This is a genomic window from Streptomyces sp. NPDC047917 (assembly GCF_043204345.1).
Classification (GTDB): Bacteria; Actinomycetota; Actinomycetes; order Streptomycetales; family Streptomycetaceae; genus Streptomyces; species Streptomyces sanglieri.
This window is the reverse complement of record NZ_JBIDCA010000002.1, coordinates 238,019-263,215: the sequence shown is the minus strand read 5'-3', so window position 1 is coordinate 263,215 and position 25,197 is coordinate 238,019. Positions and strand designations below refer to the sequence as shown.

19 protein-coding genes are annotated in these 25,197 nt (G+C 71.4%); 8 read left to right on the top strand and 11 right to left on the bottom strand.

Annotation, left to right across the window (positions count from 1 at the left end; translation table 11 throughout):
• Positions 1-539: 539 nt before the first annotated feature.
• The 3 genes from ACGF8B_RS04865 to ACGF8B_RS04855 all read right to left on the bottom strand — a co-directional run bounded on the left by ACGF8B_RS04865 (position 540) and on the right by ACGF8B_RS04855 (position 4,593).
• Positions 540-2,903 (bottom strand): ABC transporter family substrate-binding protein, encoded by a 2,364-nt coding sequence (locus tag ACGF8B_RS04865; protein WP_392734842.1) that lies wholly within the window; start codon positions 2,901-2,903, stop codon positions 540-542.
• Between the two features lie 360 nt (positions 2,904-3,263).
• Complete coding sequence (locus tag ACGF8B_RS04860; RefSeq protein WP_392734840.1) at positions 3,264-3,818, bottom strand: isochorismatase family protein; 555 nt, start codon at positions 3,816-3,818, stop codon at positions 3,264-3,266.
• A gap of 292 nt (positions 3,819-4,110) precedes the next feature.
• A complete protein-coding gene (locus ACGF8B_RS04855; protein WP_392734838.1) occupies positions 4,111-4,593 on the bottom strand; it encodes a MarR family winged helix-turn-helix transcriptional regulator in 483 nt (160 codons plus the stop codon).
• A 171-nt stretch (positions 4,594-4,764) separates the two neighbouring features.
• On the opposite strand from ACGF8B_RS04855, the gene ACGF8B_RS04850 reads away from it, so the two are divergent.
• A complete protein-coding gene (locus ACGF8B_RS04850) occupies positions 4,765-5,817 on the top strand; it encodes a LacI family DNA-binding transcriptional regulator (RefSeq protein WP_392734836.1) in 1,053 nt (350 codons plus the stop codon).
• Positions 5,818-5,853: 36 nt separating this feature from the next.
• Here the strand turns inward: ACGF8B_RS04850 and ACGF8B_RS04845 are convergent, their stop codons facing one another.
• Positions 5,854-6,849 (bottom strand): acetylxylan esterase, encoded by a 996-nt coding sequence (locus ACGF8B_RS04845; RefSeq protein WP_392734834.1) that lies wholly within the window; start codon positions 6,847-6,849, stop codon positions 5,854-5,856.
• A 253-nt stretch (positions 6,850-7,102) separates the two neighbouring features.
• On the opposite strand from ACGF8B_RS04845, the gene ACGF8B_RS04840 reads away from it, so the two are divergent.
• The 5 genes from ACGF8B_RS04840 to ACGF8B_RS04820 all read left to right on the top strand — a co-directional run bounded on the left by ACGF8B_RS04840 (position 7,103) and on the right by ACGF8B_RS04820 (position 13,351).
• Positions 7,103-8,350 (top strand): sugar ABC transporter substrate-binding protein, encoded by a 1,248-nt coding sequence (locus ACGF8B_RS04840; RefSeq protein WP_392734832.1) that lies wholly within the window; start codon positions 7,103-7,105, stop codon positions 8,348-8,350.
• Positions 8,351-8,375: 25 nt separating this feature from the next.
• A complete protein-coding gene (locus ACGF8B_RS04835; protein ID WP_392734830.1) occupies positions 8,376-9,368 on the top strand; it encodes a carbohydrate ABC transporter permease in 993 nt (330 codons plus the stop codon).
• A complete protein-coding gene (locus tag ACGF8B_RS04830; protein WP_392734828.1) occupies positions 9,365-10,273 on the top strand; it encodes a carbohydrate ABC transporter permease in 909 nt (302 codons plus the stop codon). The genes ACGF8B_RS04835 and ACGF8B_RS04830 overlap by 4 nt, the downstream gene beginning before the upstream one ends.
• A gap of 88 nt (positions 10,274-10,361) precedes the next feature.
• Positions 10,362-11,564 carry a glycoside hydrolase family 1 protein gene (locus ACGF8B_RS04825; RefSeq protein WP_392734826.1) on the top strand — a complete coding sequence of 401 codons (1,203 nt, stop codon included), beginning with the start codon at positions 10,362-10,364 and terminating at the stop codon, positions 11,562-11,564.
• Between the two features lie 314 nt (positions 11,565-11,878).
• Entirely contained in the window at positions 11,879-13,351 is a 1,473-nt protein-coding gene (locus ACGF8B_RS04820; protein WP_392734824.1) for a glucoamylase family protein, read from the top strand.
• A 106-nt stretch (positions 13,352-13,457) separates the two neighbouring features.
• On the opposite strand, the gene ACGF8B_RS04815 is transcribed toward ACGF8B_RS04820, so the two are convergent.
• Entirely contained in the window at positions 13,458-14,516 is a 1,059-nt protein-coding gene (locus ACGF8B_RS04815; RefSeq protein WP_392734822.1) for a hypothetical protein, read from the bottom strand.
• A 140-nt stretch (positions 14,517-14,656) separates the two neighbouring features.
• Between ACGF8B_RS04815 and ACGF8B_RS04810 the strand changes: the two genes are divergently transcribed.
• Positions 14,657-16,762 (top strand): TPM domain-containing protein, encoded by a 2,106-nt coding sequence (locus ACGF8B_RS04810; RefSeq protein WP_392735480.1) that lies wholly within the window; start codon positions 14,657-14,659, stop codon positions 16,760-16,762.
• A gap of 172 nt (positions 16,763-16,934) precedes the next feature.
• The gene (locus ACGF8B_RS04805; protein WP_392734820.1) at positions 16,935-17,645 is read left to right on the top strand and encodes a PspA/IM30 family protein; all 711 of its coding nucleotides are present in this window, start codon (positions 16,935-16,937) and stop codon (positions 17,643-17,645) included.
• A 40-nt stretch (positions 17,646-17,685) separates the two neighbouring features.
• Here ACGF8B_RS04805 and ACGF8B_RS04800 read toward each other — a convergent pair whose 3' ends face one another.
• The 6 genes from ACGF8B_RS04800 to ACGF8B_RS04775 form a co-directional block, all read right to left on the bottom strand.
• On the bottom strand, positions 17,686-20,217 hold the full coding sequence (locus ACGF8B_RS04800) for a SpoIIE family protein phosphatase (protein ID WP_392735478.1): 2,532 nt from the start codon (positions 20,215-20,217) through the stop codon (positions 17,686-17,688).
• A 192-nt stretch (positions 20,218-20,409) separates the two neighbouring features.
• Positions 20,410-20,838 carry an ATP-binding protein gene (locus ACGF8B_RS04795; RefSeq protein ID WP_392734818.1) on the bottom strand — a complete coding sequence of 143 codons (429 nt, stop codon included), beginning with the start codon at positions 20,836-20,838 and terminating at the stop codon, positions 20,410-20,412.
• A 320-nt stretch (positions 20,839-21,158) separates the two neighbouring features.
• Entirely contained in the window at positions 21,159-21,560 is a 402-nt protein-coding gene (locus ACGF8B_RS04790; RefSeq protein WP_124716614.1) for an NUDIX domain-containing protein, read from the bottom strand.
• A 219-nt stretch (positions 21,561-21,779) separates the two neighbouring features.
• Entirely contained in the window at positions 21,780-21,980 is a 201-nt protein-coding gene (locus ACGF8B_RS04785) for an SPOR domain-containing protein (RefSeq protein ID WP_259933541.1), read from the bottom strand.
• Between the two features lie 481 nt (positions 21,981-22,461).
• The gene (locus tag ACGF8B_RS04780) at positions 22,462-23,214 is read right to left on the bottom strand and encodes a GntR family transcriptional regulator (protein WP_342283728.1); all 753 of its coding nucleotides are present in this window, start codon (positions 23,212-23,214) and stop codon (positions 22,462-22,464) included.
• A gap of 344 nt (positions 23,215-23,558) precedes the next feature.
• A complete protein-coding gene (locus ACGF8B_RS04775; protein ID WP_392734815.1) occupies positions 23,559-25,142 on the bottom strand; it encodes a S8 family serine peptidase in 1,584 nt (527 codons plus the stop codon).
• Between the last annotated feature and the right edge of the window lie 55 nt (positions 25,143-25,197).

Genomic DNA, 25,197 nt, shown 5'->3' with positions numbered 1-25,197 from the left:
CTTCTCTCGGATCGTGGGATCAGGCGTCTAAGTCGGTCTCAAGTCCTCGTACGCCCGCCGGGCGGACGCGCCACGGCTCGTCCAATGGTACGGGGCTGGCGCCGCCGCGGCTTCCCGGGCAAGTCCTACCGGCCTCGGAACGGGCCTCCGAGCGGCCCGCCGGGCCTGCCCGGACGACAGGCTCGCAGCATGCGGACGAGTGCCGCACAGGAGGTGAAAGCCCGTGTCCGCCTCCTGTTTCCGCCTCCGCGGCCGGTTCTTCCGGTGAATTTCACCGGATGTCGCGGCCACGGCCCCGCAGAGGAGAAGGCGGGGGCGGAGACGGGGAGGCGGACACGGGACTTTGCACGGCTTCGGAGGTGGGGCTCCGAAGCGGAATCTCCGAGAGGCCGGAGTAGGGGCTCCGGAGTGGGGGGTCTCGGAGGTGGGGGGATCGAGCGGCCGCCCGGGTCGACGGGTAGCGACGACCTTGCCTGCCGGGCAAGCCGGCGGGCAAGGGATTTGAGCCAGTTCTGAGCTTCCGACCCTCTTCTGACCTGCTACTTCTTCTTGTTCGCCGGGGCTCCGGCGGCCTGCGGCTTCTTGAAACCGATGTCCTGGTAGTGGGGTGCCCCGAAGCCGAAGGCGCCGACGTTCGCCAGTTTCCTGTTCGCCGCCACGAGCTGCGGGCGCTGGTAGAGCGGAATGGATCCGGCGGCGGCCCAGATCCGGGCGTCGGCCTGCTTCATCAGATCCCGGGCTGCGTCCTCGTCCAGCTCCGAGACCGCCTGGTCGAAGAGCTGGTCGATGTGGTCGGTGCCGACCCGGGTGTAGTTCTGCTCGACCAGCAGCGAGCCGTCGGTGGCGGGCACCGGCTTGGCGAAGATCGGGCGGTCGTCGGTGGCCGGGTAGGCGGTCGCGGGCCAGGAGTACAGGGCCAGGTCGTAGTCTCCGGAGGCGATGTGGTCCTGGAAGTAGCTCTCGTCGGAGACCTTGGTGATCTCCGTACGGATGCCGACCGATTCGAGCATCGCCGAGATCTTGTCCCCGACGTTGCGCAGCGGCTCCGAACCCGGACCGGACGGCAGGACGAAGCGCAGCGTCAGCGGCTTGCCGTCCTTGCCGAGCGGACCGCGGCGCCCGTCGGCCGCCCGTGCGGGAGCCGCGGTGCCCGCGGGGGCGTACGCGCCGGCGGCGCCTCCCGGCCGCTTGTCCTGGGCGGCGACCCTGGAGGGGACGTCCTCCGAGAGGCCGGACTCGGAGAGGTAGCCGGCCTGGCGCAGCAGTGCGGAACTGTGGAACGCGGCGGCGGGGGCGGGGGCCAGTACGTGGGTGGCGCCGCCCGCCGGGTCGCCCTCGCCGGGCTTGTCGTCGTCGCCGACGATGTACAGGCCGTCGTCGGGGGCTGGCTCGTGCCGGGCCGCGCCGTCGCCGGTCTTGCCGTCGGTGCTGCCCGCCTTCCCGGCGGCCGGGCCCGTCCCCTTCTTCTCCGCTTCCTTCTTCTCCGGGTCCTTCTTACCGGCCTCGCTGCCCGCCTTGGTGCCGTCCGACTTCGCGACCGCGCCCTCCGGCGTCCAGCCCGCGTCGGCCAGCAGCGCCTGTGCCTCCTCGGTGTCCTGGCCTCCGAGCGCGTCGCTGCTGTCCTTGTACGCGGGCTGCCCGGCCAGCGCCAGATGGCTGCCGAGCGGCCGCGCGGGCAGGCCGAGCGGCCCCAGCACGGTGTCCACGAGTTCCTGGCGGTTCAGTGCGCGGGCGACCGCCCGACGCACCCGGTCGTCGGCGAGCGGCCCGGACTCGCCGTTCAGCGCGAGCTGGGTGTAGGCGGGCTCCAGCGACTTGCGCACCACATAGGCGCGCAGCCCGGCCTGCTCGGCGGCGATCACGTCGGCGGCGGCCCGGTTCTTCTCCCTGGCGGCCCGCGCGGCGGCCGCCTCCTTGGCGTTCGAGCCGTGCGACACCGCCCAGGAGCGCAGGGCCGCGGCCGGGCCCTCCCCCGCGCCGGGGCCCTGGGCCAGCGGCTGCACGTCGGTACCCGTGCCGCCGGCCGCCTGCACGATCCGGTGGGCCGCGGCGGCGTCCACGTCGGCCACGTCGACCCGGCCCGCGGCCAGGGCCCCGGTCCGGTCCTTGGGGGCGACGGCGCGGAAGACCAGTGAGTCGAGCTTGGCCGGGTCCCCCCACCAGCGTGGGTTGCGGACCAGTGTGACCTGGCCCGTCGCCTTGTCCACACCGCGCAGCCGGAACGGTCCCGAGGTGGTCTTCAGGGTGGTCCGGGCCCCGTCGTTGAAGGCGTCCGGCGAGCCGGTCACGTCCTTCGGGTAGAGCGGGGAGAACAGCGAGCGCCAGTCCGCGTACGGCTTGGCGAAAGTGACCCGTACCTCAAGGTCGTCGGCGCCGCGCTCGATCTTCTCGATGCGCTCGTAGCCGGCGTTGCGGGCGGTCCAGAACGCCGAGTCCTTGCCGCTCAGCGCCCGCCACTGGGCGACGAAGTCGGGCGCCCCGATCTCCCGGCCGTCGCTCCACACCGCCTGCTGGTTGAGCCGGTAGAGCACCACCTGCCGGGGCTCGCTCTCGACCACCTTCGCGGACTCCAGATAGTCCGGGTTGAGCTGCGGCCGGCCCTGTGCGTCCAGCGGGAAGAGCGTCGGCAGCAGAGCGCCGGTGATCCGGGTGGTGGTGCTGTCGGCATCCGCCTGGAAGGCGTTGAGGGTGGTGGGCAGGGCGTCGACGGCCCAGTTGACCGTGCCGCCCTCGGCGACCGCGCTCCGGCCGGCGACCGCGATGTCCTGGGGGGCCGTCACACCGGTCGCGCCGTCGTCGGAGCTGCAGCCGGCCAGCACGGGGAGCGTCAGCACGCCCGTCGTGAGGAGCGCGAGGGAGCGGCGCTTTCGGGCCGTCCCGCGCGGGACGCCGACGTGGGACATGGCTGATACCTCCGGGGCCGGCCCGACCCACCCGTCCACGGGTGTGCCAGATTGTGCGTTTCTGGTGGCATATGCAGTTGATCACACTGATTCCTTCCGTCCACTGAAAACGCCCCCGCGCGGGCGGGGGCGCAGACACGGCGCGACGGCACCGAACCTCACCCGTGCGGCGGAGCGCCCCGGTCTGCCGCGCCGCACGGGAGCCGGTCGGGCCGGCCCGGGGAATCGTCCACCGGGAACGCTCCCCGGGTATCGCCCGCCGGGAATCGAGGGATCAGCCGGCAACGGTGATCGGCCGAGCAGTGACGATCAGCCGGCAATGGTGATCAGCCGAGCAGTGGCGATCGGCCGGCAACGGGATCAGCCGAGCAGCGCGACGATCGCCTCCGTCGAGTCCGTCTCGCCCAGGCGCGGGAAGATCTTCTCGACGCTGTTGCGGTGCGCGTCCGCGTCCATGTCGGTGACCGCGTCCGTGGCGATCGTGACGTTGTAGCCGTGCTCGTACGCCGAGCGTGCGGTGGACTCGACGCCGATGCTGGTCGCGATGCCCGCCAGGACGACCTGAGTGACACCGGCGCGGCGCAGCCGGAGGTCGAGATCGGTGCCGTGGAAGGCGCCCCAGGTGCGCTTGGTGACCACGATGTCGCCGTCGCGCGGGCCGAGCTCGGGCACGATGTCCGCCCAGTCGGCGGGCGGCCGGCCGCCGGCCCCCATCGGGGTCTCGTTGCGGCCGGGGGCGCCGTCGACGACATGGACCAGGACGACCGGGAGGCCCTTGGCGCGGAAGGCGTCGGCGAGGGCCGCGGAGTTGGCGACGACGCCGGCGGCGGGGTGGGCGGTCTCCCGGCCGACGATGCCCTTCTGGAGGTCGATGACGACCAGGGCGGTCCTCGGGTCCAGGGTGGTGGCGGTCATGGTGATGCTCCTGTGCGGTGGGGTGAAGGGTGGGTATTCAGGTACGGGGGCGTACGAGCCCCGGGTGCGGGCGGCTGCCCGGCGCGGATTCGGGCACGGGGCCGTCGCGGCCGTCTGTCCGGTACGCCTGGGCCTGGGCCTGAGCCCGGGACCTGGGCCTGAGCCCGGGCCTGGGGCGCCGCCGGAACCGGAACCGGGACCGGAACCGGAGCCGGAGGCGGGTTGTGACCTACCGGCCAAGTGGCCACCCAGGGCCGGGACCGGGACCGTGCCCCGCACCGGGTCCGGGAGGTCATTTCCCGGCGGTCAGCCGGTCGATCAGCTCGGCGGCCTCGGCGACGGTGCGCCGCTCGTCCGCGTCGAGCCCGGCCGCGATGGCCTCGGCGAGCCAGTCGTGCTTCGCCGCCCGGACCTCGGCGAGCGAGGCGGTCCCGGCCGCCGTCAGCGACATCACCGCCTTGCGGCCGTCGGCCGGATCCGGCGCGCGCTCGACGAGCCCCTGGCTCTCCAGCGCGCCGAGGGTCAGCCGCATGGACTGCGGACGCACGTACTCCGCGCGGGCCAGCGCGGCCGTGGTGGCTGGCCCCTCACGGTCCAGCCGGGACAGCACCGAGCGCTGCGTCGGTGTGAGCAGCCCGCCCGACGACGTACTGCGCAGCCGCCGCAGCAGCCGGCCGACCACGGCCGTGAGCCGGGTCGCCAGCTCCTCGGCGCCCGGCTCGGCGGACGGCGCGGCGCGGCGGCCCGGAAGGGTGGTTCCAGTGGGTTCCGGCATGCCCCCAACGTAAAAGGTGTACAGGACATCTTGCAAGGTTGCCTGTCATCCTTTTGGACGGTCTTGCCCGTCACGCGGCCCGCGATCTAGGGTGAATGCGCTTTCAGAAGAGGGTCGGTACATGCAACAGCAGGTGCTTCGGTACGGAACAAGAAGCGGACGGTCGGTCGAGTGAGCGCCCCAACGGTGTACGACGTCGCCGAGCGGTCCGGCGTCTCCATTGCCACGGTCTCGCGGGTCTACCGCACCCCCGATTCGGTCCGCGCCCAGACCCGTGAGCGGGTCCTCGAAGCCGCCCGCCAGCTCGGCTACGTACCCAGCGGGAACGCCCGCGGCCTGGCCAGCCGGACCACCGGTGTGCTCGGGCTCTGCTTCCCCGACATGGCCGACCCCGAGGCCGAGGCCGACGCGGAGGCCGACAGCGACGCCGACGACGCGGTGATGCTCTACTCCGACCAGATCATCCGCGGCATGGAGCGGGCGGCACGGCGGCACGGTTACGCGCTGCTGATCGCCGCCTCACTGGAGGGCGGCCCGGAGAGCGTCGCGAAGGTCGCGGGACGGGTCGACGGCTTCGCCGTGCTGGCGCAGACGGTGCCGACCGAGGACCTCGAAGTGATATCGCGCCGGCTCCCGGTGGTGATGATCGCGGGCCCCCGCGAGATCGACCATCTCGACCACATCGAGGTCGCGAACGCGGACGGCGAGCGCGAACTGGCCCGCCATCTGATCGAGGACCACGGGCTGCGCCGGCTCGCCTTCGTCGGCGGCGAGGTGGAGTCGCCGGACGCCGAGGCGCGCTTCCTCGGTTTCCGGCAGGCGTGCCGCGACGCCGGGCTGCCGGTGCCGGACGCGCCCGATCTGCGGGCCGAGATGATGACGCAGGTCGAGGGCGCGCGGGCGGCGGAGGCGCTGCTGGACCGGGAGGGCGAACGGCCGCAGGGGGTGCTCTTCGCCAACGACCAGATGGCGGTGGGCGCGCTGCGCGCGCTGGAGCGGCGCGGGGTCCGGGTGCCCGAGGACATCGCGGTGACCGGCTTCGACGGGATTCCGCTGAGCCGGATCGTCCGGCCGCCGCTGACGACCGTACGCCAGCCGATCCGCCAACTCGGCGAGCAGGCGGTGGAGTTGCTGGTGCAGCGACTGGGCAACAGCGGCAGCGAGCCGGTGTCGCTGATGCTCCCGGTGTCCCTGATCCGCCGCGCCAGCTGCGGCTGCGGCTGACGGGAACCGGCCCGGGCGGGCCGGCCCCCGTACCGGCTACCGGGACCGGCCCAGCCGCTCCCCGAAGAACCGCTGCCGGGCCGCCCGGAGCTCCGCCGCCTCGGCCGCCGTGCCCTCGTACTCGAAGTGCCCCGCGTCCAGCACGTGCAGCTCGTGCTCGCCGGCCAGCGCGTTGTGCACCGCGAACTGTCCCGGCGGCGGCACCGAGGGATCGAAGAGCGCCGCGGCCACCAGGGTGGGCACCTCCAGCCGCGTCGCGGCCGTGGCGGCGTCGAAGTACGGCAGCACCTCGGTGACCTCGGGGTGGTCGCGGTGGTGGGCCCGCACCGACTCGCCGCTGCCGATGCACCGCAGGGTGAGCCGCAAGGGGTGGTTGCCGAAGGTCGGCACCGTCAGCTGTGCGGCCCCGAACCGGTCGTCCCAGGGCAGCGCCAGCGCCCCCAGCCCGCCGCCGAAGCTCTCCCCGAGGTAGCCCAGGCCGGGGCCGCCCTCCCCCGGCGCCAGCTCCGGCACCAGCTCGTGCAGCGCCGACGCCGCGCACCACAGGTCCGCCACGCAGGCGCCGATGACATACGTGTCGCGCGACTCGATGCCGTGCAGCACATGCGCCGCGGACACGTCCGGGACACCCGGGAGCAGGCCGCGCGACTTCATCCCCCGTACGCACGGCAGGATCGCCGCGGACCGGGGCAGCGGCAGCGGCACGTCGGGGCCCGGCTGCTCGCGGCCGCCGTACCCGTGCCCGATGACGAATCCGTACTCCGCCGCCCCCTCGACGGGCAGCGCCACCCAGCCGCCGATCCGCACGCCGCCCACCGAGGTGAAGGTCACACCGTGGATCCGCACCCCGTCGCGCTCCTCCTCCACGGGGCCGAGCTCCGGCTCCGTGGCGACCTTGCGGGCCTCCTGGTAGCACTCGCGCCAGAAGGCGTCGAAATCGTCCGGAGCGGCGGGAGCGGGGACGCGCAGCAGGTCCTGGAGCGTGTAGCTGTATGCCGGGTCGAAGGGGAAGTCATGTTCGAACGAAGCCATGACCACGACCGTAACGGCCCGGGCCCCGGCGGCACAGCCCCTTGATCATCATCGGGTGAGCAGCGAAATCGGTCACATCATGCCCAAATTCTCATTTGGCGCGCATACCGTGCCAAGTTGAACATTCAGATGTCCAGCACGTTGCACGAGTGTGACCTAGCACCCTCTTGCGGATTCCCGAATGTCTGCCGCAGAGTGATGTATGCGCTTACAGGCAGCGCATACATCAGGATTGCTCAAGGAGGAGCCCTCCATGCCCCGCACCGCCAGAAACGCCTCGATCGGCATCGCAGTCGCCGCCGCACTCACGCTCGGCCTGACCGCGTGCGGCAGTTCCGGCGACGATGTCGCCGCGGACAAGAAGCAGACGCTCACCGTCTGGGCCATGGGGGCCGAGGGCGAGAAGCTCGCGGATGTGGCCAAGGTCTACGAGAAGGCCAACCCGAACATCACCGTCAAGGTGACCCCGGTCGGCTGGGACGTCGCCCACCAGAAGCTGGTCTCCGCGGCCGCCGCCGGCACCCTGCCGGACGTGGCGCAGATGGGCGGCAGCTACATGGGCGAGTTCGCCGAGCTGGGCGTTCTGGAGCCGGTCGACACCAAGACCTTCAACGAGAAGGACTTCTTCCAGTCCGGCTGGAAGCAGGGCGAGGTGGACGGCCAGGCGTACGGCGTGCCGTGGTACGTCGACACCCGCGTCCTCTACTACCGCACCGACCTGGCCGAGAAGGCCGGCGTCACCAAGGCTCCGACCGACTGGAAGGAGATGCAGGACCTCGCATCGGCCTACCAGAAGAAGGCCGGGACCAAGTGGGGCCTGTCCATCCAGCCCAGCGGCCTGGACACGGTGCAGAACTTCTACTCCTTCCTGTACTCGGCCGGCGGCGAGATCGTCAACGACAAGGGCGAGGCCGTCATCGACAGCCCCGAGGCCGTCAAGGCGCTCAAGGAGTACGGCTCGTACTTCGACAAGGGGCTCTCCAACAAGTCCGTGCAGCCCGGCTACGACGTGGTCAAGGACTTCGGCAACGGCCGCGTCCCGATGTTCTTCGGCGGCCCCTGGCACGTCACCCTGCTGAACGAGGGCCAGCCGCAGATCAAGGGCAAGTGGGCGGTGGCCAACGTGCCCGCCGACAAGACCTCCGCCTCCATGGCCGGCGGCTCCTCCCTGGTGGTCTCCAAGGACAGCGAGCACAAGGCCGCGGCCACCGAGTTCATCAAGTACCTGACGGACACCAAGGGCCAGGCCGACTGGTACAAGCGCACCAAGGACCTGCCGGCCAACACCTCCGCGTGGACCTCCGGCTCCCTCGCCGACGACGCCGACCTCCAGGTGTTCAAGAAGCAGATGGACACCGCCAAGGCCTCCCCGTCGCTGTCCAACTGGACGGAGATCACCGACAAGGTCGACCAGGCCATCGCCAAGGTCACCCAGGGCAAGGCGTCCGCCGAGGACGCGCTCAAGACGGCCCAGTCCCAAATCGAAGGCCTTCTGAAGTAATCGAAGGCCGGATGAAGTAGGAGTCATGCGCACCATGACCGCAAAGGCCGCGCAGGCGGCCAAGGCGCAGGCCGGGCCGGGGACCTCCGGGTCCCCGGCCACCGGGCCCGCGGGTCGCCGGGGCGGCAAGAAGGCCTCGATGGGCGTGCAGAACGTGGCCGGCTGGCTGTTCTCCACCCCCTTCCTCGTCCTCTTCCTCGTCTTCATGGCGTTCCCGATCATCGCCACGCTGGTGATGAGCTTCACCGACTTCGGGCTGCGCAACGTGACGCACCCGCTGGACGCGAACTTCATCGGCTTCGAGAACTACGTCAAGCTGTTCGGCGACGAGAAGTTCCTCAAGTCGCTGTTCAACACGGCGTACTTCGTGGTGATCGGCGTCCCGCTGACGATCGGCCTCGGTCTGGTCGTCGCGGTACTGCTGAACAACGGCATCGACCGGGCGCGGACCTTCTTCCGCGTCGGCTTCTACGCCCCGGTGGTCACCACCATCGTCGCGGTCGCCGTGGTCTGGCGGTTCGTCCTCGACCCGAGCGACGGGCTCGTCGCGGGGCTCTTCTCCGAAGTGGGCCTCACCTCGCCCGACTTCCTGGGCTCCGAGACGCTCGCCATGCCGTCGATGATCGCGATGGCGGTCTGGCGCAACCTCGGTACGGTCATGGTGCTCTTCATCGCCGGTCTGCAGGCCATCCCCACCGAGGTGCGGGAGGCCGCGCGGCTGGACGGCGCCGGTGTCTGGCAGGAGTTCAAGGGAATCACCGTGCCGCTGCTGCGGCCGACGCTGCTCTACGCCACGGTGATCACGACCATCGGTTACCTCAACGTCTTCGAGGAGCCGTTCGTGATGACCCAGGGCGGTCCTTCGGACTCCACCCTCACCGTCTCGCTGAACATGTACCGCGAGGGCTTCAACTTCTTCCACATGGGCTATGCGAGCGCCATGGCGTATGTCCTCTTCGTAGTGATCATGGGCATCACGGTGCTCCAGCTCCGACTGCTGAAGGACAACACGAAATGAGCGCCACCAGTGCACCGGGCGCCGTCTCGACGGCGCCGTCGAAGCAGCCCGGCAACACACCGCCGTCCGGGACGAAGAAGGTCCGCAACCCGAAGCGCGTACTCGTCTACGTCCTGCTGTCGGCCGGCCTGCTGATCATGTCGGCGCCGTTCCTGTGGATGGCCCTGTCGGCCTTCAAGACACAGCAGGAACTGACGGCCAGCCCGCCGGTGTGGATCCCGACCGAGTGGACCCTGGACAACTTCCGGGAGCTGCTCGACAAGCTCGATCTGCCGCTGTACTTCATGAACTCGGTGATCGTGGCGGTGCTGGTCACCGTCTCGAACCTGGTGTTCTGCTCGATGCTCGGGTACGCCCTGGCCAAGCTGAACTTCGCCGGCCGCAACAAGATCTTCGGCCTGGTTCTCGGCGCCCTGATGGTGCCCGGCAACCTGATGCTGCTGCCGCTGTTCGTGCTGATGAGCAAGTTGCAGCTGATCGACTCGTACGCCGGCCTGGTGCTGCCGTTCGCCGCCGGAGCCTTCGGGGTCTTCCTGATGCGGCAGTTCATGCAGTCGATCCCGGACGAGCTGCTGGAAGCCGCCCGGATGGACGGCGCCGGTGAGTGGTACATCTTCTGGCGGATCGTGATGCCGCTGGTGAAGCCCGCCCTGGCGACGCTGTCGATCTTCACGTTCCTGGGTTCCTGGAACAACTTCGTCTGGCCGCTCATCGCGACCAACGACCCCGACAAGTACACCCTGCCGGTCGCCCTGGCCACCTTCGCCACCGACCCCAACAAGGCGGGCGGCTCCAACGGCATGCTGATGGCCGGCTCCCTGCTGGTCGTCCTGCCCGTCGTGATCCTGTTCATCGCGCTCCAGCGGCACTTCACCCAGGGCATCGCCACGGCGGGCATGAAGTAGCCCGCCCGGCTGCCCCACCGAAACGTACGAGGCCACGGCCCCACACTCCGTCGGCCACACCCCTTCATCACCAGAGAGACAGTTTGCGATGACGCACACCCAGGTCCCGTTCCCCGAAAACTTCCTGTGGGGCGCCTCCACGGCCGCCCACCAGATCGAGGGCAACAACACCAACAGCGACTGGTGGGTCAAGGAGCACGCCGCGGGCACCCACATCCAGGAGCCCAGCCTGGACGCCTGCGACAGCTACCACCGCTGGAACGAAGACATGGACACGCTGGCCGGTCTGGGCTTCACCGACTACCGGTTCTCCATCGAGTGGGCGCGCATCGAGCCGGCCGAGGGCCGCTTCTCCCGCGCCGAGCTCGCCCACTACCGCCGCATGGTCGAGGGCGCCATCGAGCGCGGCCTGCGCCCCATGATCACCCTGCACCACTTCACCGTGCCGCAGTGGTTCGAGGCGCGCGGCGGCTGGACCGCCGAGGGCGCGACCGAGCTCTTCGCGCGTTACGTCGCGGCCTGCGCGCCGGTGATCGCCGAGGGCGTCGGCCACGTCTGCACCATCAACGAGCCGAACATGATCGCCGTGATGGCCGGCCAGGCCAAGCGGGGCGACAACAGCTTCCCGCCCGCCGGCCTGCCGACCCCCGACGACGAGACCACCGACGCCGTCATCGCCGCGCACCACGCGGCCGTCAAGGAGGTCCGGGCGATCAACCCGGACATCCAGGTCGGCTGGACCATCGCCAACCAGGTCTACCAGGCCCTGCCCGGCGCCGAGGAGGTCACCGCGGCCTACCGGCACCCCCGCGAGGACGTCTTCATCGAGGCCGCCCGCGGCGACGACTGGATCGGTGTGCAGTCCTACACCCGGACCAGGATCGGCACCGACGGCCCGATACCCACCGCCGAGGGCGTCGAGCGCACCCTCACGCAGTGGGAGTACTACCCCTCCGCGGTCGGGTACGCGCTGCGCCACACCGCCGAGGTCCTCGGCAACGGCATCCCGCTGATCGTCACCGAGAACGGCATCGCCACCGACGACGACAGCCGTCGGGTCGACTACTACACCGGCGCCCTCAACGAGGTCGCTTCCGGGATCCAGGACGGCCTGAACATCCAGGGCTACCTGGCCTGGAGCGCGCTCGACAACTACGAGTGGGGCTCCTACAAGCCCACCTTCGGCCTGATCGGCTGGGACCCGGAGACCTTCGAGCGGCTGCCCAAGCCGTCCGCCGTCTGGCTGGGCGAGATGGGCCGCACCCGCGCCCTGCCGCGCATCGCCGACTGACCTCGCCCCCCTCCGAGCCGACCGACCTCGGCTCCCCCGAGCCGACCGATGTCGGCTCCCCCCGACCGGGAGCCACCTGACGGCTCCCGCCCGTACGGGAACCGGCGACACCTGACGGACGCCGGTCCCCGTACAGCAGGGCCTTCTCGGCCCTGTGCCCGCGTGCGGCGCCGCTCGTGTCCAGCCCTGCTCACGTGCGGCGGCGCACGCGGGTGCCGTACGAGGAAACGGCGCCCCGCGCCCGCAGATCACGACCGACGAACGAAATCCGCCCACCGCCCACAGTCGGTGGCTCATCTCTTCGAGGGGTTCTGATGGACCGTCGTACGTTTCTCACCGCAGCGGGAACAGGGGCCGCCGCCCTGTCGCTCGGCACCCTGGCCGCGTCGCCGGCCGGCGCCGCCCAACCGGTGCGCGGCTCGCACGCACCGTTGCTGCTGCGCTGGTTCCGCGACACGTACCGCTCGATCGAGGCCATGACGACCGACTTCGGTCTCGCCGTCGACAAGATCGACGTCAGCGGGCCCGGCGCCCCCGTCCAGTCGCGTCAGACCTCCCCCACCAACATCGGGTGCGGCCTCTGGTCGACCGTGGCCGCCGCCGGGCTCGGGGTGATCGACGACGACACCATGCACCGGCGTCTTGAGCGCACCGTGCGGGCCGTGGAGAAGCTGGAGCGGCACCACGGCTTCTGGCTCAACTGGTACGACGCGCACGACGGTTCGGTCCTCACCCGGTGGCCGGGCACCGGCGACCCGGTCCGCCCGTTCCTGTCCTCGGTCGACAACGCCTGGCTGATCACCGGCCTGCGTATCGCCGCCGACGCCTCGCCCGCGCTGCGCCCCCGGATCGCCCGCGTCCTGGCGACCGCGGACTGGTCCTACTACTACACGCCGTACGACCCGGCCGACCCGGTCGCCGGCCCCGGTCAGCTGCGGGGCGGGTTCTGGCCGGACACCGAGGAGCCGACCGGCCACCACTACGGCGCGCTCAACACCGAGCCCCGGATGGCCAGTTACCTGGGGATCGCGGACGGCTCACTGCCCGCCGACCACTACTGGCACCTGCTGCGCACGATGCTGCCCGAGCACGAGCAGGAGCAGCACCCGCAGGGCAGTTACGTCGCCATGGACGGCGTACGCGTCTGGCAGGGGCACTACACCCATCGTGGCCGGAAGCTCGTGCCCACCTGGGGCGGTTCGATGTTCGAGGCCCTGATGGTGCCCTTGTTCGTGCCGGAGGCGGAGTGGTCGCCGGAGTCGTGGGGTCCGACCCACCACCGGTACGTCCGCAGCCAGATCGAGCACGGCACACAGGAGGCGGGGTACGGGTACTGGGGCTTCTCCCCCTCGAACATTCCCGAGGGCGGCTACCAGGAGTACGGCGTCGACGCGATCGGCATGCAGGTCGACGGCTACGCCTCCAACACCGACCGTACGTACACGAAGGACGGCGAGCCGCTGCCGCCCGCTTCGGCGTTCACCAACGGTGTGGTCACCCCGCACGCCTCCTTCCTCGCCCTGCCGTACGCACCGGCCGAGGCGATCGCCAACCTGCGCGCGCTCGACCGCGACTTCGGCGCCTACCACGCGGGATACGGCTTCCGGGACTCCGTCAACGTCGGCACCGGGCGGGTCAGCGACTACCTGCTCGCGCTGGACCAGGGCATGATCGCCGCGGCGCTGGCCCAGGCGATCCGCCCCGGTCTGCTGCAACGGCCGTTCCGGACCGGTGGGTTCCGGTCGAGGGTGCGGCCGCTGCTCGCCAAGGAGCGGTTCTCCATCTGAACCGCCTCGTGACGTGGCGGCGTACCGGTCCGGGGCGGAGTGCTCGGGGCCCGGCCCCGGCCCGGTACGCCGTCGCTCAGTTCCAGCCCGCCCGGTACACCGTCGCTCAGTTCCAGCCCGCCCGGTACGCCGTCCAGTCGCCCTCCCGCGCGGCGAAGTCGACGTAGAGCGCGAGCCCGAACCGTTCGCGGTCGCGGTCGGTGTGCCCCAGTCCCAGCCGGATCCCCCGGACCGCGGCCGGGACCGTCTCGGCCGACTCGTGGTGTCCGAGGTCGCTCTCGTGGAAGAACGGGACTCCCATCAGCAGATCGGTGTCGCGCGGCGTCACTTCGAGGGCGAGCGCCGTCTGCTGGGCGACATAGCCGCCGAACAGGCCCTCCAGGGGCATCCAGGTGTCGTACGACATGACGGCGATCTGGTCGACCCGGCGCGCGACCTGGCCGAAGAACTTCTGCGACCACCACTTCTCGCTGCCGCCGCTGACCACACCGATCACCCGGTGCGCCGCGGGCAGCGGGTCGATCTGGTGGGCGGCGACGGACAGCTGTGCCCGGCGCGCCCCGGTGAGCGCGCGCAGGTCGTCCAGGAGCGAGAGGTAGTTCCGGTCGCCGGAGTGCAGCGGCTCCAGGTCGAAGTGGACGCCGTCGAATCCGGCGTCCAGGATCTGCCGGGCGGAGGCGACCACGGCGGTACGCGATCCGGCCCGTTCCAGGCGCAGCCCGTCGGGCCCCTCGGTGGCGAGCACATCGCCGAGCCAGGCCTGGACCCGGATGCCGGGCAGGGTGCGGTGGACGGCGTCGATCAGCCACCGGGCCCGGGGGTAGCGGTCGGCGGGCAGGGTGCCGTCGTGCTCCAGCGGTCCGGCGTGGACGTACAGGTCCTTGATCCCCGTCCCCTCGATCCGGGCGGCGAACGCGGCGAGGTCGGCGTCGGTCCTGCGCCCGTCGACCCAGGCGTGGCCGAGCCAGATGGCGTCGTGGCCACGGGTGCGGGTGTTGTCGCCCGGGTCGCCGGAGTAGTTGAGCCGCAGCGCGATGCCCGCGGTGAGGACCGGCACCACGATCACCAGGACCGCTCCCAGCGCGATCCTCCTGGGCCAGGTCCACCGGAACCGGGCCGCCCGCTCGCGTATCCGCCCCGCCCCGCGTCCGATCCCCGTGAGCACGTCCGTCTCCCCCTGTGTTTCGGTGTGCCGTCGCCGTACGAAGGGCATCATGACGCACCGCCCGGGTGCCGTCGGCGGGCCCGGTCGCCGGGTCGCGGGTGGCGGAAGGTGGACATAGCCTCACGAATGTGACGCCGCCCGTGAGCCGTACCCGGACATCCATACCGGGCCGGGCCCTGCTCACCGTGCTGACGGCGGTGTGCTGGCTGGCCCTTCCCGCAGCGCCGACCACCCGCGCCGACGATCCCGTCACGCTGTCCCGGGACGGTCAGATCACCGACAAGGTGGGGGCGCTCGGAGACCGCAGGGACCAGGTGCGCGCGGCACTCGACCGGCTGTACGCGGACCGCCGGGTACAGCTCTTCGTCGTGTACGTACGGGACTTCTCCGGCCGGTCCGCGCAGGGCTGGGCCGATACGACGGCCGACCGCAACGGCCTCGGCCGCGACGACGTCCTGCTCGCGGTCGCCACCCACGACCGGCAGTACGCGTACACCGTCGAGCAGGGCTCCCGCCTCACCGACTCCCAGCTCCGGGACGTGGCGAACACCGCGATCGAGCCGGCGCTCAGGGAACACGACTGGGCCGGCGCGGCGATCGGCGCGGCGGACGGGTACTCCGCCGTGCTGGCGGACCGGCCCGTACCCACTCCGGCCGTCACGCCCGGTGCCGCCGATCCCGGCGGCGGCTCCGGCGGCACCGGCACCGGGGACCTGATTCTTCCGGTGGTCGTCGTCGGCGGGGCCGCCGCGGTGGCCGGCTACGCGTACACCCGGCGCAGGCGGCGCGCGACGACCCGCACCACGCCCGGCGCGAAGGGCTGGGGCCCGGCCCCGCCCGGCGGGGCGCCCGAGCCGGCGCCGCTTCCGGAGCTCGACGCCCGCGCGAAGGAGGCACTGGTGGACACCGATGACGCGGTGCGCACCAGCGAGGAGGAACTGGGTTTCGCCACCGCCCAGTTCGGCGAGGAGGCCGCGGCCCCGTTCACGGAGGCCGTCGGCTTCGCGAAGGGTGAGCTGACGGCGGCGTTCCGGCTGCGGCAGCAGCTGGACGACGCCTTTCCCGAGGACGAGCCGACCAGGCGCCGGATGCTGGACGAGATCATCAGCCGCTGCGCGGACGCGGGCGGCCGGCTGGACGCCGTTTCCGCGGACTTCGACCGGCTGCGTGCCCTGGAGGCCGGCGCTCCGCAGGCCCTGGTCACGGCCGAGGCCGCGTTCCGGGCCCTTGCCGGGCGGGTCGCCGCGGCCGAGGCCACCCTGGCCACGATGCGCGAGAAGTACGCGGAGTCGGCCTTCGCGGCGGTCGCCGGCGACATCGAGCAGGCCAAGGACCGGCTGGTCTTCGCCACGTCGAGCCTCAACCGGGGCCGGCAGTCGGTGGACAGTGCCAGCAACTCGGCGGCGGCGGTGTACATCCGGGCCACCGAGGGCGCCGTCGACCAGGCGACCACCCTCGTGGACGCGGTGGAGCGGCGCAGCCGGGAGCTCGCGGAGGCGGCGGGGCGGCTGCCCGCCGCCCTCACCGAGACGGAGACCGATCTGGCCGATGCGGGCGGGCTGCTGGAGGGCGCCGGGGACGGTGCGCCGACCGCGGACCTGCGGGGCCGGATCGCCCGTGCGAAGTCGGTGCTCGGCGATGTGCGGGCCCGGATGTCGGCCGGTCCGTACGACCCGATCGACGCGCTGCGCAGGGTGGAGGAGGCGGACGCGGCGCTGGACGCGGCGCTGGCCGGTGTCCGCGAGCGGGAACAGGGCGACCGGCGGGCGCAGTCTCTCCTGGACGGCGCGGTGCTCACGGCGCGTTCGGCGATCGCCGCGGCGGCCGACTTCATCACCACGAACCGGGGGGCGGTGGGCAGCCAGGCCCGGACCCGGCTGGCGGAGGCCCAGCGGCGGCTGGACCGGTCCCGTGAGCTGGCCGGGTCGAAGGATCCGCAGGGGGCGCTGGCCGAGGCGCGCCAGGCGGATTCGCTGGCGGGTCAGGCCCGGAGCCTGGCCGAGCAGGACGTGCGCTCGTACGGGAACCGCAACGGTCCGGGCGGTGCGCGGGGAACGGGCGGCGGGGTCGGCGGCGCGGTGCTCGGCGGCATCATCCTCGGCGGCCTGCTGGGCGGCGGCGGGACAAGGGGTGGCGGCGTGTACGGCGGGGGGTTCGGTGGCGGAGGGCACGGAGGGGCCGCCGGGCCGGGCAGCTTCGGCGGCGGGGGCACCCGCGGCCGGCGCGGGGGCGGCGGCCGTTTCTGAGCCGGCCGCCGGGGCGGCGGCACAAGACCTCGCTCGCAGCTTCATCGGCAGGGATTCCCCCGGAAACAACAGGGGTCCACCCGGAAGCGACAGGGATTCCCCCGGAAACGGCAGGGATCCACCCGGCAACAGGAATTCACCCGGAGAACCGCACTCGCACAAGGAGAGGTCCATGACCAAGCAAACCATTCTCGGCCGCGTCACCCAGCTGGCGAAGGCCAACATCAACGCGCTGCTCGACCAGGCCGAGGATCCGCAGAAGATGCTGGACCAGCTGATCCGCGAGTACACGGCCAACATCTCGGAGGCCGAGCAGGCGGTCGCCACGACCATCGGCAATCTGCGGCTGATGGAGCAGGACCACCAGGAGGACGTGGCCGCGGCGAAGGAGTGGGGCGGCAAGGCGCTCGCCGCGAGCCGCAAGGCCGACGAGCTGCGGGTGGCCGGGTCGGCGGCGGAGGCGGACAAGTTCGACAACCTGGCCAAGGTGGCGCTGGGCCGTCAGCTGCGTTCGGAGAAGGAGGCGGGGACGGCGGAGCCGACCATCGCCGCGCAGACCGAGGTGGTGGACCGGCTGAAGTCGGGCCTGGACCAGATGAAGACCAAGCTGTCGGAGCTGAAGGCCAAGCGGGACGAGCTGGTGGCCCGCGCCAAGTCCGCCGAGGCGCAGAACCGGATGATGGACTCCGTCAAGAGCATCGATGTGCTCGACCCGACCAGTGAGCTCAGCCGGTTCGAGGACAAGGTGCGGCGCGAGGAGGCGAAGGCGCTGGGCAAGCAGGAACTGGCCGCCTCGTCCCTGGACGCCCAGTTCGAGCAGCTGGACAGCCTGGGCGACAGCGCCGAGGTCGAGGCCCGGCTGGCCGCGCTGAAGTCGGCCTAGGACCTCTCGCCCCTGTCGTGACCGGTCCGGTTCGGTCCGGTCAGTACATGCTCAGCAGCTGGTCGACCGAGAGCTCGGCGGCCGGCTCGCCGTCGGGCAGGGCCAGTTCGAACCAGACGGTCTTGCCGCGCGGCGTCCGCCTCGATCCCCAGGCCACGCTCAGCAGCCCGACCAGCTGGAGCCCGCGCCCGCCCTCGTCGGTGTCGCGGGCCCGCCGTCGCCGGGGCTGGACGAGCCCGGCGTCCCACACCTCGCAGACGAGGGTGCGGTCGCGCAGCAGCCTGAGCCTTATCTCGCCCTCCCCGTACCGCAGGGCGTTGGTGACCAGCTCACTGACCAGCAGTTCGGTGGTGTCCACCAGATCGTCCAGGCCCCAGGCGAGCAGCCGGCCGCGGGCCAGTTCGCGGGCGCGGCCCACGGAGCGGGGTTCGCGGGGCAGCAGCCAGTCGCCTACCGCACCGGCCGGCAGTCCCTGGATACGGGCCACCAGCAGGGCGATGTCGTCCTCGCCGTGTCCGGTGTCGAGGGTGGTCAGTACGTGGTCGCAGACGTCCTCGATCGGCCGTTCCGGTTCGACGAGCGCCGCGCGCAGGGCTTGGAGCCCTTCGTCGAGCGGATGGTCGCGCGACTCGACGAGCCCGTCCGTGTAGAGGGCGAGCAGGGAGCCCTCCTTCAGCTCGACCTCGACCTCCTCGAAGGGTTCACCGCCGACGCCGAGCGGCATGCCGGGCGGCACGTCGAGCAGCAGGGCGGCCTCGCCCGGTTCGACGACGGCGGGGGGGAGGTGGCCGGCGTTGGCGAAGGTGCAGCGCCGGGTGACCGGGTCGTAGACCGCGTACACGCAGGTCGCCAGGTAGACCTCGGAGAGGTCCGCCTCCCGGGACTTGTGGGCGGCCCGCGAGGGCCACTGGGCACCGCCGCCGGACGCGTTGGAGCCGCCGGGGGTGCCGAGTCCGCGGGCGACCTCGTCGAGCGCGGAGAGCACCTCGGCGGGTTCCAGGTCCAGCAGGGCCAGGGTCCGTACGGCGGTGCGCAGTTCGCCCATGGCGACGGCGGCCCGCAGTCCGCGGCCCATGACGTCGCCGACGACGAGAGCGGTGCGGTGGCCGGGGAGTTCGATCACGTCGAACCAGTCGCCGCCCACCTCGGTGGCCGTGTTGCCGGGGAGGTAGCGGCAGGCGATGTCGAGGCCGGCGGCCACCGGGTCGCCGGGCGGCAGCAGGCTGCGCTGGAGGATCAGCGCGCGTTCGTGCTCGCGCCGGTAGAGGCGGGCGTTGTCGATGCAGACCGCGGCGCGGGCGGCGAGTTCGGTGGCCAGGGCCCGGTCCCGCTCGCCGAAGGGTTCGCTGCCCTTGGTGCGGGAGAACTGCACGAGACCGACCACCGTGTCGTGGGCGACCATCGGCACGGCGAGCGTGGACTGTACGAAGCCCCGGTCGTCGCCGGGCACGTCCTCGACGTGGCCGGTGCGCAGCGCGACGGCGCACGGCGAGTTGAACGAGAAGCGGTGTACGGAGCCGAGCTCGGGCGAACCGGTCTCCGCGGCGGTGTCGGGCAGGACGTCCGCCACCGCGCTGGCCAGCGCGACGCGGCGCAGTTCGGCGGAGCCGCCGACGGATTCCTGGCGGAGCGAGTCCCAGCTGCCGGGCGGCGCGTCGTCGCCGGTGAGCAGCCCCTGGTAGAGGTCGACGGAGGCGAGGTCGCAGAATCCGGGCACGGCGACGTCGAGGAGTTCGCGGGCGGTGGTCTCCAGGTCCAGGGAGTTGCCTATCCGGGCGCCGGCCTCGTTGAGCAGTGCGAGGTTGCGGCGGGCGCTGGCGGCCTCGCGGGCGGCGATGTGCCTGCGGGTGACGTCGGTGGCCAGTCCGGCGACGCCGATGGGGCGCCCGGATCCGCTGTGCACGCGGTAGAGGTTCATGGACCAGTGGCGGCTGCCGGGTTCGCCGGGCGCGGTGCCGACGATCCGTAGATCGGTGACGGACGTTCCGGTCGCCAGTACGCGCTCGATGGTGGCGGTGAGCCGGTCGGCCTCGGGGCCGGGGAGATAGTCCTCGACGGTGCGGCCGCGGTGGTCCTCGGCCCGTCCGCCGAAGACGGTGGCGAAGCGCTGGTTGGCGCGGATCACCGCGAGGTCGGTACCGAACAGCACGAAGCCGAAGGGGGATTGGCCAAATATTGCCTGTGACGCGGCAAGGTCCGTCTCGATGTGGCGCAGTGCCCGGACGTCCACGACGATGCAGAGCGCGGCCCGTTCCCCGCCGGCCGTCTCGCTCGGCATCACATAGATCTCGGCAAGTCCCCGCACCGCCTCCTCGCCTGGTATCCGGAAGGGGACGAGGCCCGTCCACTCCCGGCCGTCGAGGATCTCGCCGACCGTGCGACGGCCGTCCGTGCGCAGTTCGGCGGGCATGAATGCCTCGACCGGGTCCATGCCCACCGCATCGTCCGCGGCAATGCCGAAGAGGCCGGCGGCCCGGCGGCTCCACTGCTCGATCAGGCCATCGGGGCCGATCGAGAACGAGGCGACCCTGATGTAGTCGTAGATCGAGCCAGGCGGGCTGCTCTGCCACACGATGTCGCCCGCTGTCCCAGGTATTTCGCTCACGCGACCGTCCCCTCCAGCTCACACACCGGACCGGTCATGCCCGCAGTATTCAGCACTCCGGCCCCAACCGACACGGCGTTCACGATCACAGCACGGTCTCAGTCCCTTTCAGCCAGCTTCTGGCCGACCCCGGTGATCGCTGTCCGTCCCACCCCACTCCTAACCAGGCAGGGCCAGCTCGAACCACACGGTCTTGCCGGTCTTTCCGCGCCGGGTCCCCCAGCGGCGGGCGGAACACGCCACCAGCTGCAGCCCTCTGCCTCCTTCGTCCTCCGGTCCCGCCATACGTTCGGTGGGCGGATCCGGAAGCGGATCGGAGACTTCCACGAGCAGTCCGGGATGGACGGAAGGGCCGTCACCGTTGAGATGAGGGCGCACCAGGCGCACGCCGATGGGCCCCGATGTATAGCGCATCGAGTTGGTGACCAACTCGCTGACCAGCAGAACTGTCACATCCCCGACCACGGCGTCGAGCCCCCAGGCGCTCAACGCCCCATGGACCGCATGCCGCGCGGATCGCACGGCGCCCGGCTCAGCCGGAAAGGTCCACTCGGCGCAGTCGCCTTCACTGTCGATCACGCCGATCACTTCCCAAGACCAGCAGTGGGGAACGCCCTGTTTACAAGGACTATTCAGCACATACCCGATATTTGGGTTGAACTATCGCCAGGATCGACACGTGGGGCGTACGGGTGTACGGCCGCGCGCACGAACAGATGTGCCCGGGTAGAAGGGGCGCACGACGCGACGGTCACGCGCTGCCGCCTTGGCGCCTGCCCCGGTCGACCACCCCCGGCGTCGCTGTCCGCCGGCCAACTCCCGCACGGCTTCCGACCTGTTCGGACCGCTGGCGCGAACGGTCGGGCCGGGCGGCGGACGGCGGTGCGGGACGGGGCGGCGCGGACGGCTCAGGCCAGCGCGCCCGATGCCTTGAGGTCGTCGAAGAGCAGTTGGTCGACCGGTGGGACGAGCGGTCGGTCGGCGTAGGAGAACCACGCCATCTCCTCGATCTCACTGCTGACGGTCAGCGTCCCCCGGTACTCGCCGGCGTAACAGCTCATGCGCACGACCACGCCGTCCGGATGGCCGTGCGCCTGCGCCTCGTACGTACCCATGTGGGACACCGTCGCGGGGAGGATGGCGACGGCCAGCTCCTCCTCGACCTCGCGCAGCAGGGTCTGCAGGTCGGTCTCCCGGCCCTCCCGCTTGCCACCGGGGATGTAGAAGACGTCCTTACCTCTCGGTCGCGCGCAGAGAATCCTGCCGTTCTCCACCCGCACCCATGCCACCGTGTCGATCAGGACCGACATCACTCCGCCTTCGTTCATCCGCAACCCGGTCGGACCGACCCTAGCCGGGCGGTCGGCGCGGACGGAGGGCGCGGGCGGACGGAGAGCGCGGGCGAGCGAGCGGAGGGCACGGGCAAGGCGCGCGGACGGCGAGCGACTGGCGCGGCCGGCAGCCGGTGAACGCCGGCACCGGCTCGCGCCGGAGCGCGATCACCGCCCGCCGCGCTCCTCGCGCTCGCGCTACGGCCGGGTGCTCTGCCCGACGCGCTCCACCCAGTAGAGCTGCTTGTGGCCGTGCTCATCGAGCTTGTCGGCGATCTTCTGCGCCTCGCCCTGCGTGGCGTACCTGCCGACGCGATAGCGATTGCCGTTGTCGTCCTGCCTTATCACCAGCCACGGGAGCACGGCACCGCTGTCGCTCATCGTGTCCCTCCCGAGCATTGCGCCCCTCCCTCGAACGGCGTGCACGTCAGTAAAGATCCCCAGGAAACCGCAGTACGCATATGCCCGAGCGTACGCCTGACCTTTACTCAACGGATACGTAATTACACAAAGAGATACGGATCCGGCCGACAAGAGGGGGCGCACCCGGCTGGATGCGCCCCTCTCTGCGCCCCTGGCGCCCGTCGGCCACTCCGAGCCACCGCCGGTCCCGAGCCACCGCCCCGCACTGAACGCAGGAGGCCCGGCCGGTGCACCGGCCGGGCCTCGCTTCCGCCTTCCGGTGCGCGGCCCCGGCCACGTACACGGTCCGGGGAAAGGCAGGATCGGGACATGACAATCACATGGCAGTCACATCACATGGCAGCCGAAGGGGACCGGCGACCACTCCCCGGTCACGGGATCCGGTCGGACACCGGCCCGGCGTCCGACCCGGCGTCGACCCGATGGACCGCGACGGGCGCCGCCCGTCGCGTACCGCTCACCTGACCGGAAGGTGGTAGGCGACCCGGTAGCGATCGGCGGGCACCACCACATCCGCCGTCTCGACCGGGCGGCCCGACGCGAAGTACGTCCGCTCGATCACCATCACCACGTGCCCCGGCACGCCGCCGAGCGCCAGGAGCTCCTCCGCCAGCCCCGGACGCGCACCGACCTGCTCGGCCACGTTGTCCACGACGACGTCGATCGCGGCCATCCGCTCGACCACCCCGCACCCGCCCAACGGTCCTTCCTCCGGCAGCATCACCGGCGTACGCCCCGTCACGGCGAGCGGCTCCCAGGAGGTGGAGAGCATCATCGGCTCACCGGCCTCGCGGAAGGTGTACCTCGTCCGCATCACCCGGTCGCCCGGCTCGATGGCCAGGCGCTCGGCGATCTCGGCGCTCGCCCCCTCCTGTTCACTGCGGGACTCCCACGTCCCGTGCACCCCCTCCGCCGTCTGCTCCTGGCGGAACGGACTGGCGCCGGCCGCGGACCGGTAGCCGGAGCGGGCGATCCGCCGCGGGACCGGGCGCTCGCGCACATAGGTGCCGGAACCGGAACGCCCCTCCACCAGCCCCTCGGCCATCAGCACCTTCCGCGCCTCCAGCGCGACGGTGTCCGAGACTCCGTACTCCTCGCGGATACGGGCCTGCGAAGGCAGGCGCGTATGCGGCGGCAGCGAACCGTTGACGATCTTCTCTCGCAGATCGCTTGCAACACGCAAATACGCGGGCTGCTCACCGAAAGTCACAGGCCACTCCCAACAGGTTGACAGTCTGCAACAGCCTGACAACCGTCGGTTGTGAACCGCAAGCACAGGCCAGAGATTCACTCGAAGTGATGATTCGGCTTGCCCTTACGCATATCCGGCCAGCGGCCACCAGAGGGTTCTCAGCTCTTCTCACGCCTCCTCCCCGCGTCCGGTTCACCGCAACCGCGTCCGCCTTCTCCTGCATGAACCCGCACGCGGAGGCGCTCGCACCGGAACACCGGAATGGGGCGGCCGCCGCAGCGGCCGCCCCACCTGCCGGCGCCTCGATCGTTCGGCGCGTCAGGGACGTACGGTTCCCGCCGGCCCATCGGCCGGCCGGTCCGTCAGAACTGCAGGCCCCAGGAGTTGATCTTCCCGGTGTCCGCTGCCGCGTTGTCCGCGACCCGCAGCCTCCACGTGCCGTTGGCCACCTCCGACGAGGCGTCCACGGTGTAGGTGGTGTTCACGTCGTCGGTGCTGCCGCCGCTCCCGGAGGCCTTCAGGCCGTAGACCGAGCCGTCCGGCGCGACCAGGTCGATCTTCAGGTCACCGATGTAGGTGTGCGTGATGTCGACGGACACGCTCAGCGTGGCCGACGCGTTGCCGGTGACACCGCTGACGGTGATCGGCGACTCGACGGTGGCGTTGTCGGCGATGGTGTAGCCCGTCGTGCTCTCGAACTTCTTGCCCGGCGGCGTGGTGGTGCCGGTGCCGACGTTCAGCAGGCGGTTCGGCGAGCCCGTGCCCGGGCCGGTCACCACTCCGGTGCTGGCCGCGGCGACCAGTCCGGCCGAGACCTGTGCCGGGCTGTCGCTCGGGTGCTCGGCCAGGTAGAGGGCCGCGGCACCCGCGACGTGCGGGGTCGCCATCGACGTACCGGAGATGGTGTTGGTGGCGCTGTCGCCGGTGTTCCACGCCGAGGTGATCGACGAGCCGGGGCCGAAGATGTCCAGCGCGCTGCCGTAGTTGGAGAAGCTGGAGCGGGCGTCGGTGTTGGTGGTGGAGCCGACCGTGATGGCCTCGGTGACCCTCGCCGGGGACTTCGTGGAGGCGTCGGTGGACTCGTTGCCCGCGGCGACGGCGTAGGTGATGCCGGACGCGATGGACTTGCGCACGGCGGCGTCGAGCACCGAGTCCGCCCCGCCGCCGAGGCTCATGTTGGCCACCGCGGGCTTGACGGCGTTCGCCGTCACCCAGTCGATGCCCGCGACGACCTGCTCGGTCGTGCCGGAGCCGCTGTCGTCGAGGACCCGGACGGCGACGATCTTCGCCTTCTTGGCGACGCCGTACGCCGAACCGGCGACGGTGCCCGCCACATGCGTGCCGTGGCCGTAGCCGTCGTCCGCGGTGTTGTCGTTGTCGATGGCGTCGTAGCCATAGGAGGCCCGGCCGCCGAAGTCGCTGTGGGTGATCCGCACACCGGTGTCGATGATGTACGCGGTCACGCCCTCACCCCCGTTGTCGGGGTAGGTGTAACTCTGGTTCAGCGGCAGGGACTTCTGGTCGATCCGGTCGAGCCCCCAGGAGGGCGGCGAGGGCTGGGTGCCGGTGACCCTGAAGGTCCGGTTCTGCACGACGGACTTGACGGCCGGGTCCGCGGCGAACTTCCTGGCCTGCGCGGCGGAGAGCTCGACCGAGTAACCGTTGAGGGCGGCGCGGTAGGTCTTCTTGATCTTGGCGCCGTACTCCTTGGCGAGCGCCTTGCCCTGCGCGGAGCCGGCCCTGGCCGCCGAGTCGTCCAGCGTGACGATGTAGCTGCCGCCGATGGTGCCCGGGGCGCCCGCGTTCTCGATCCGGCCTTCCGCCGCGGTCCCGGACGCGGAGGCGGGGAGCACCGCCGCGGTGGAGAGCGCGAGGGCGGCGCCGGCCATGACACTCGCCGCGGCGAGTCTTCGACGCGTGTGGGGGGTGCGACGCAGCACTGACATGTGGGGGGTCCTCCTCGATTGCGGTGCACTGGTGGGGGGTTGCACACGGAGCGGA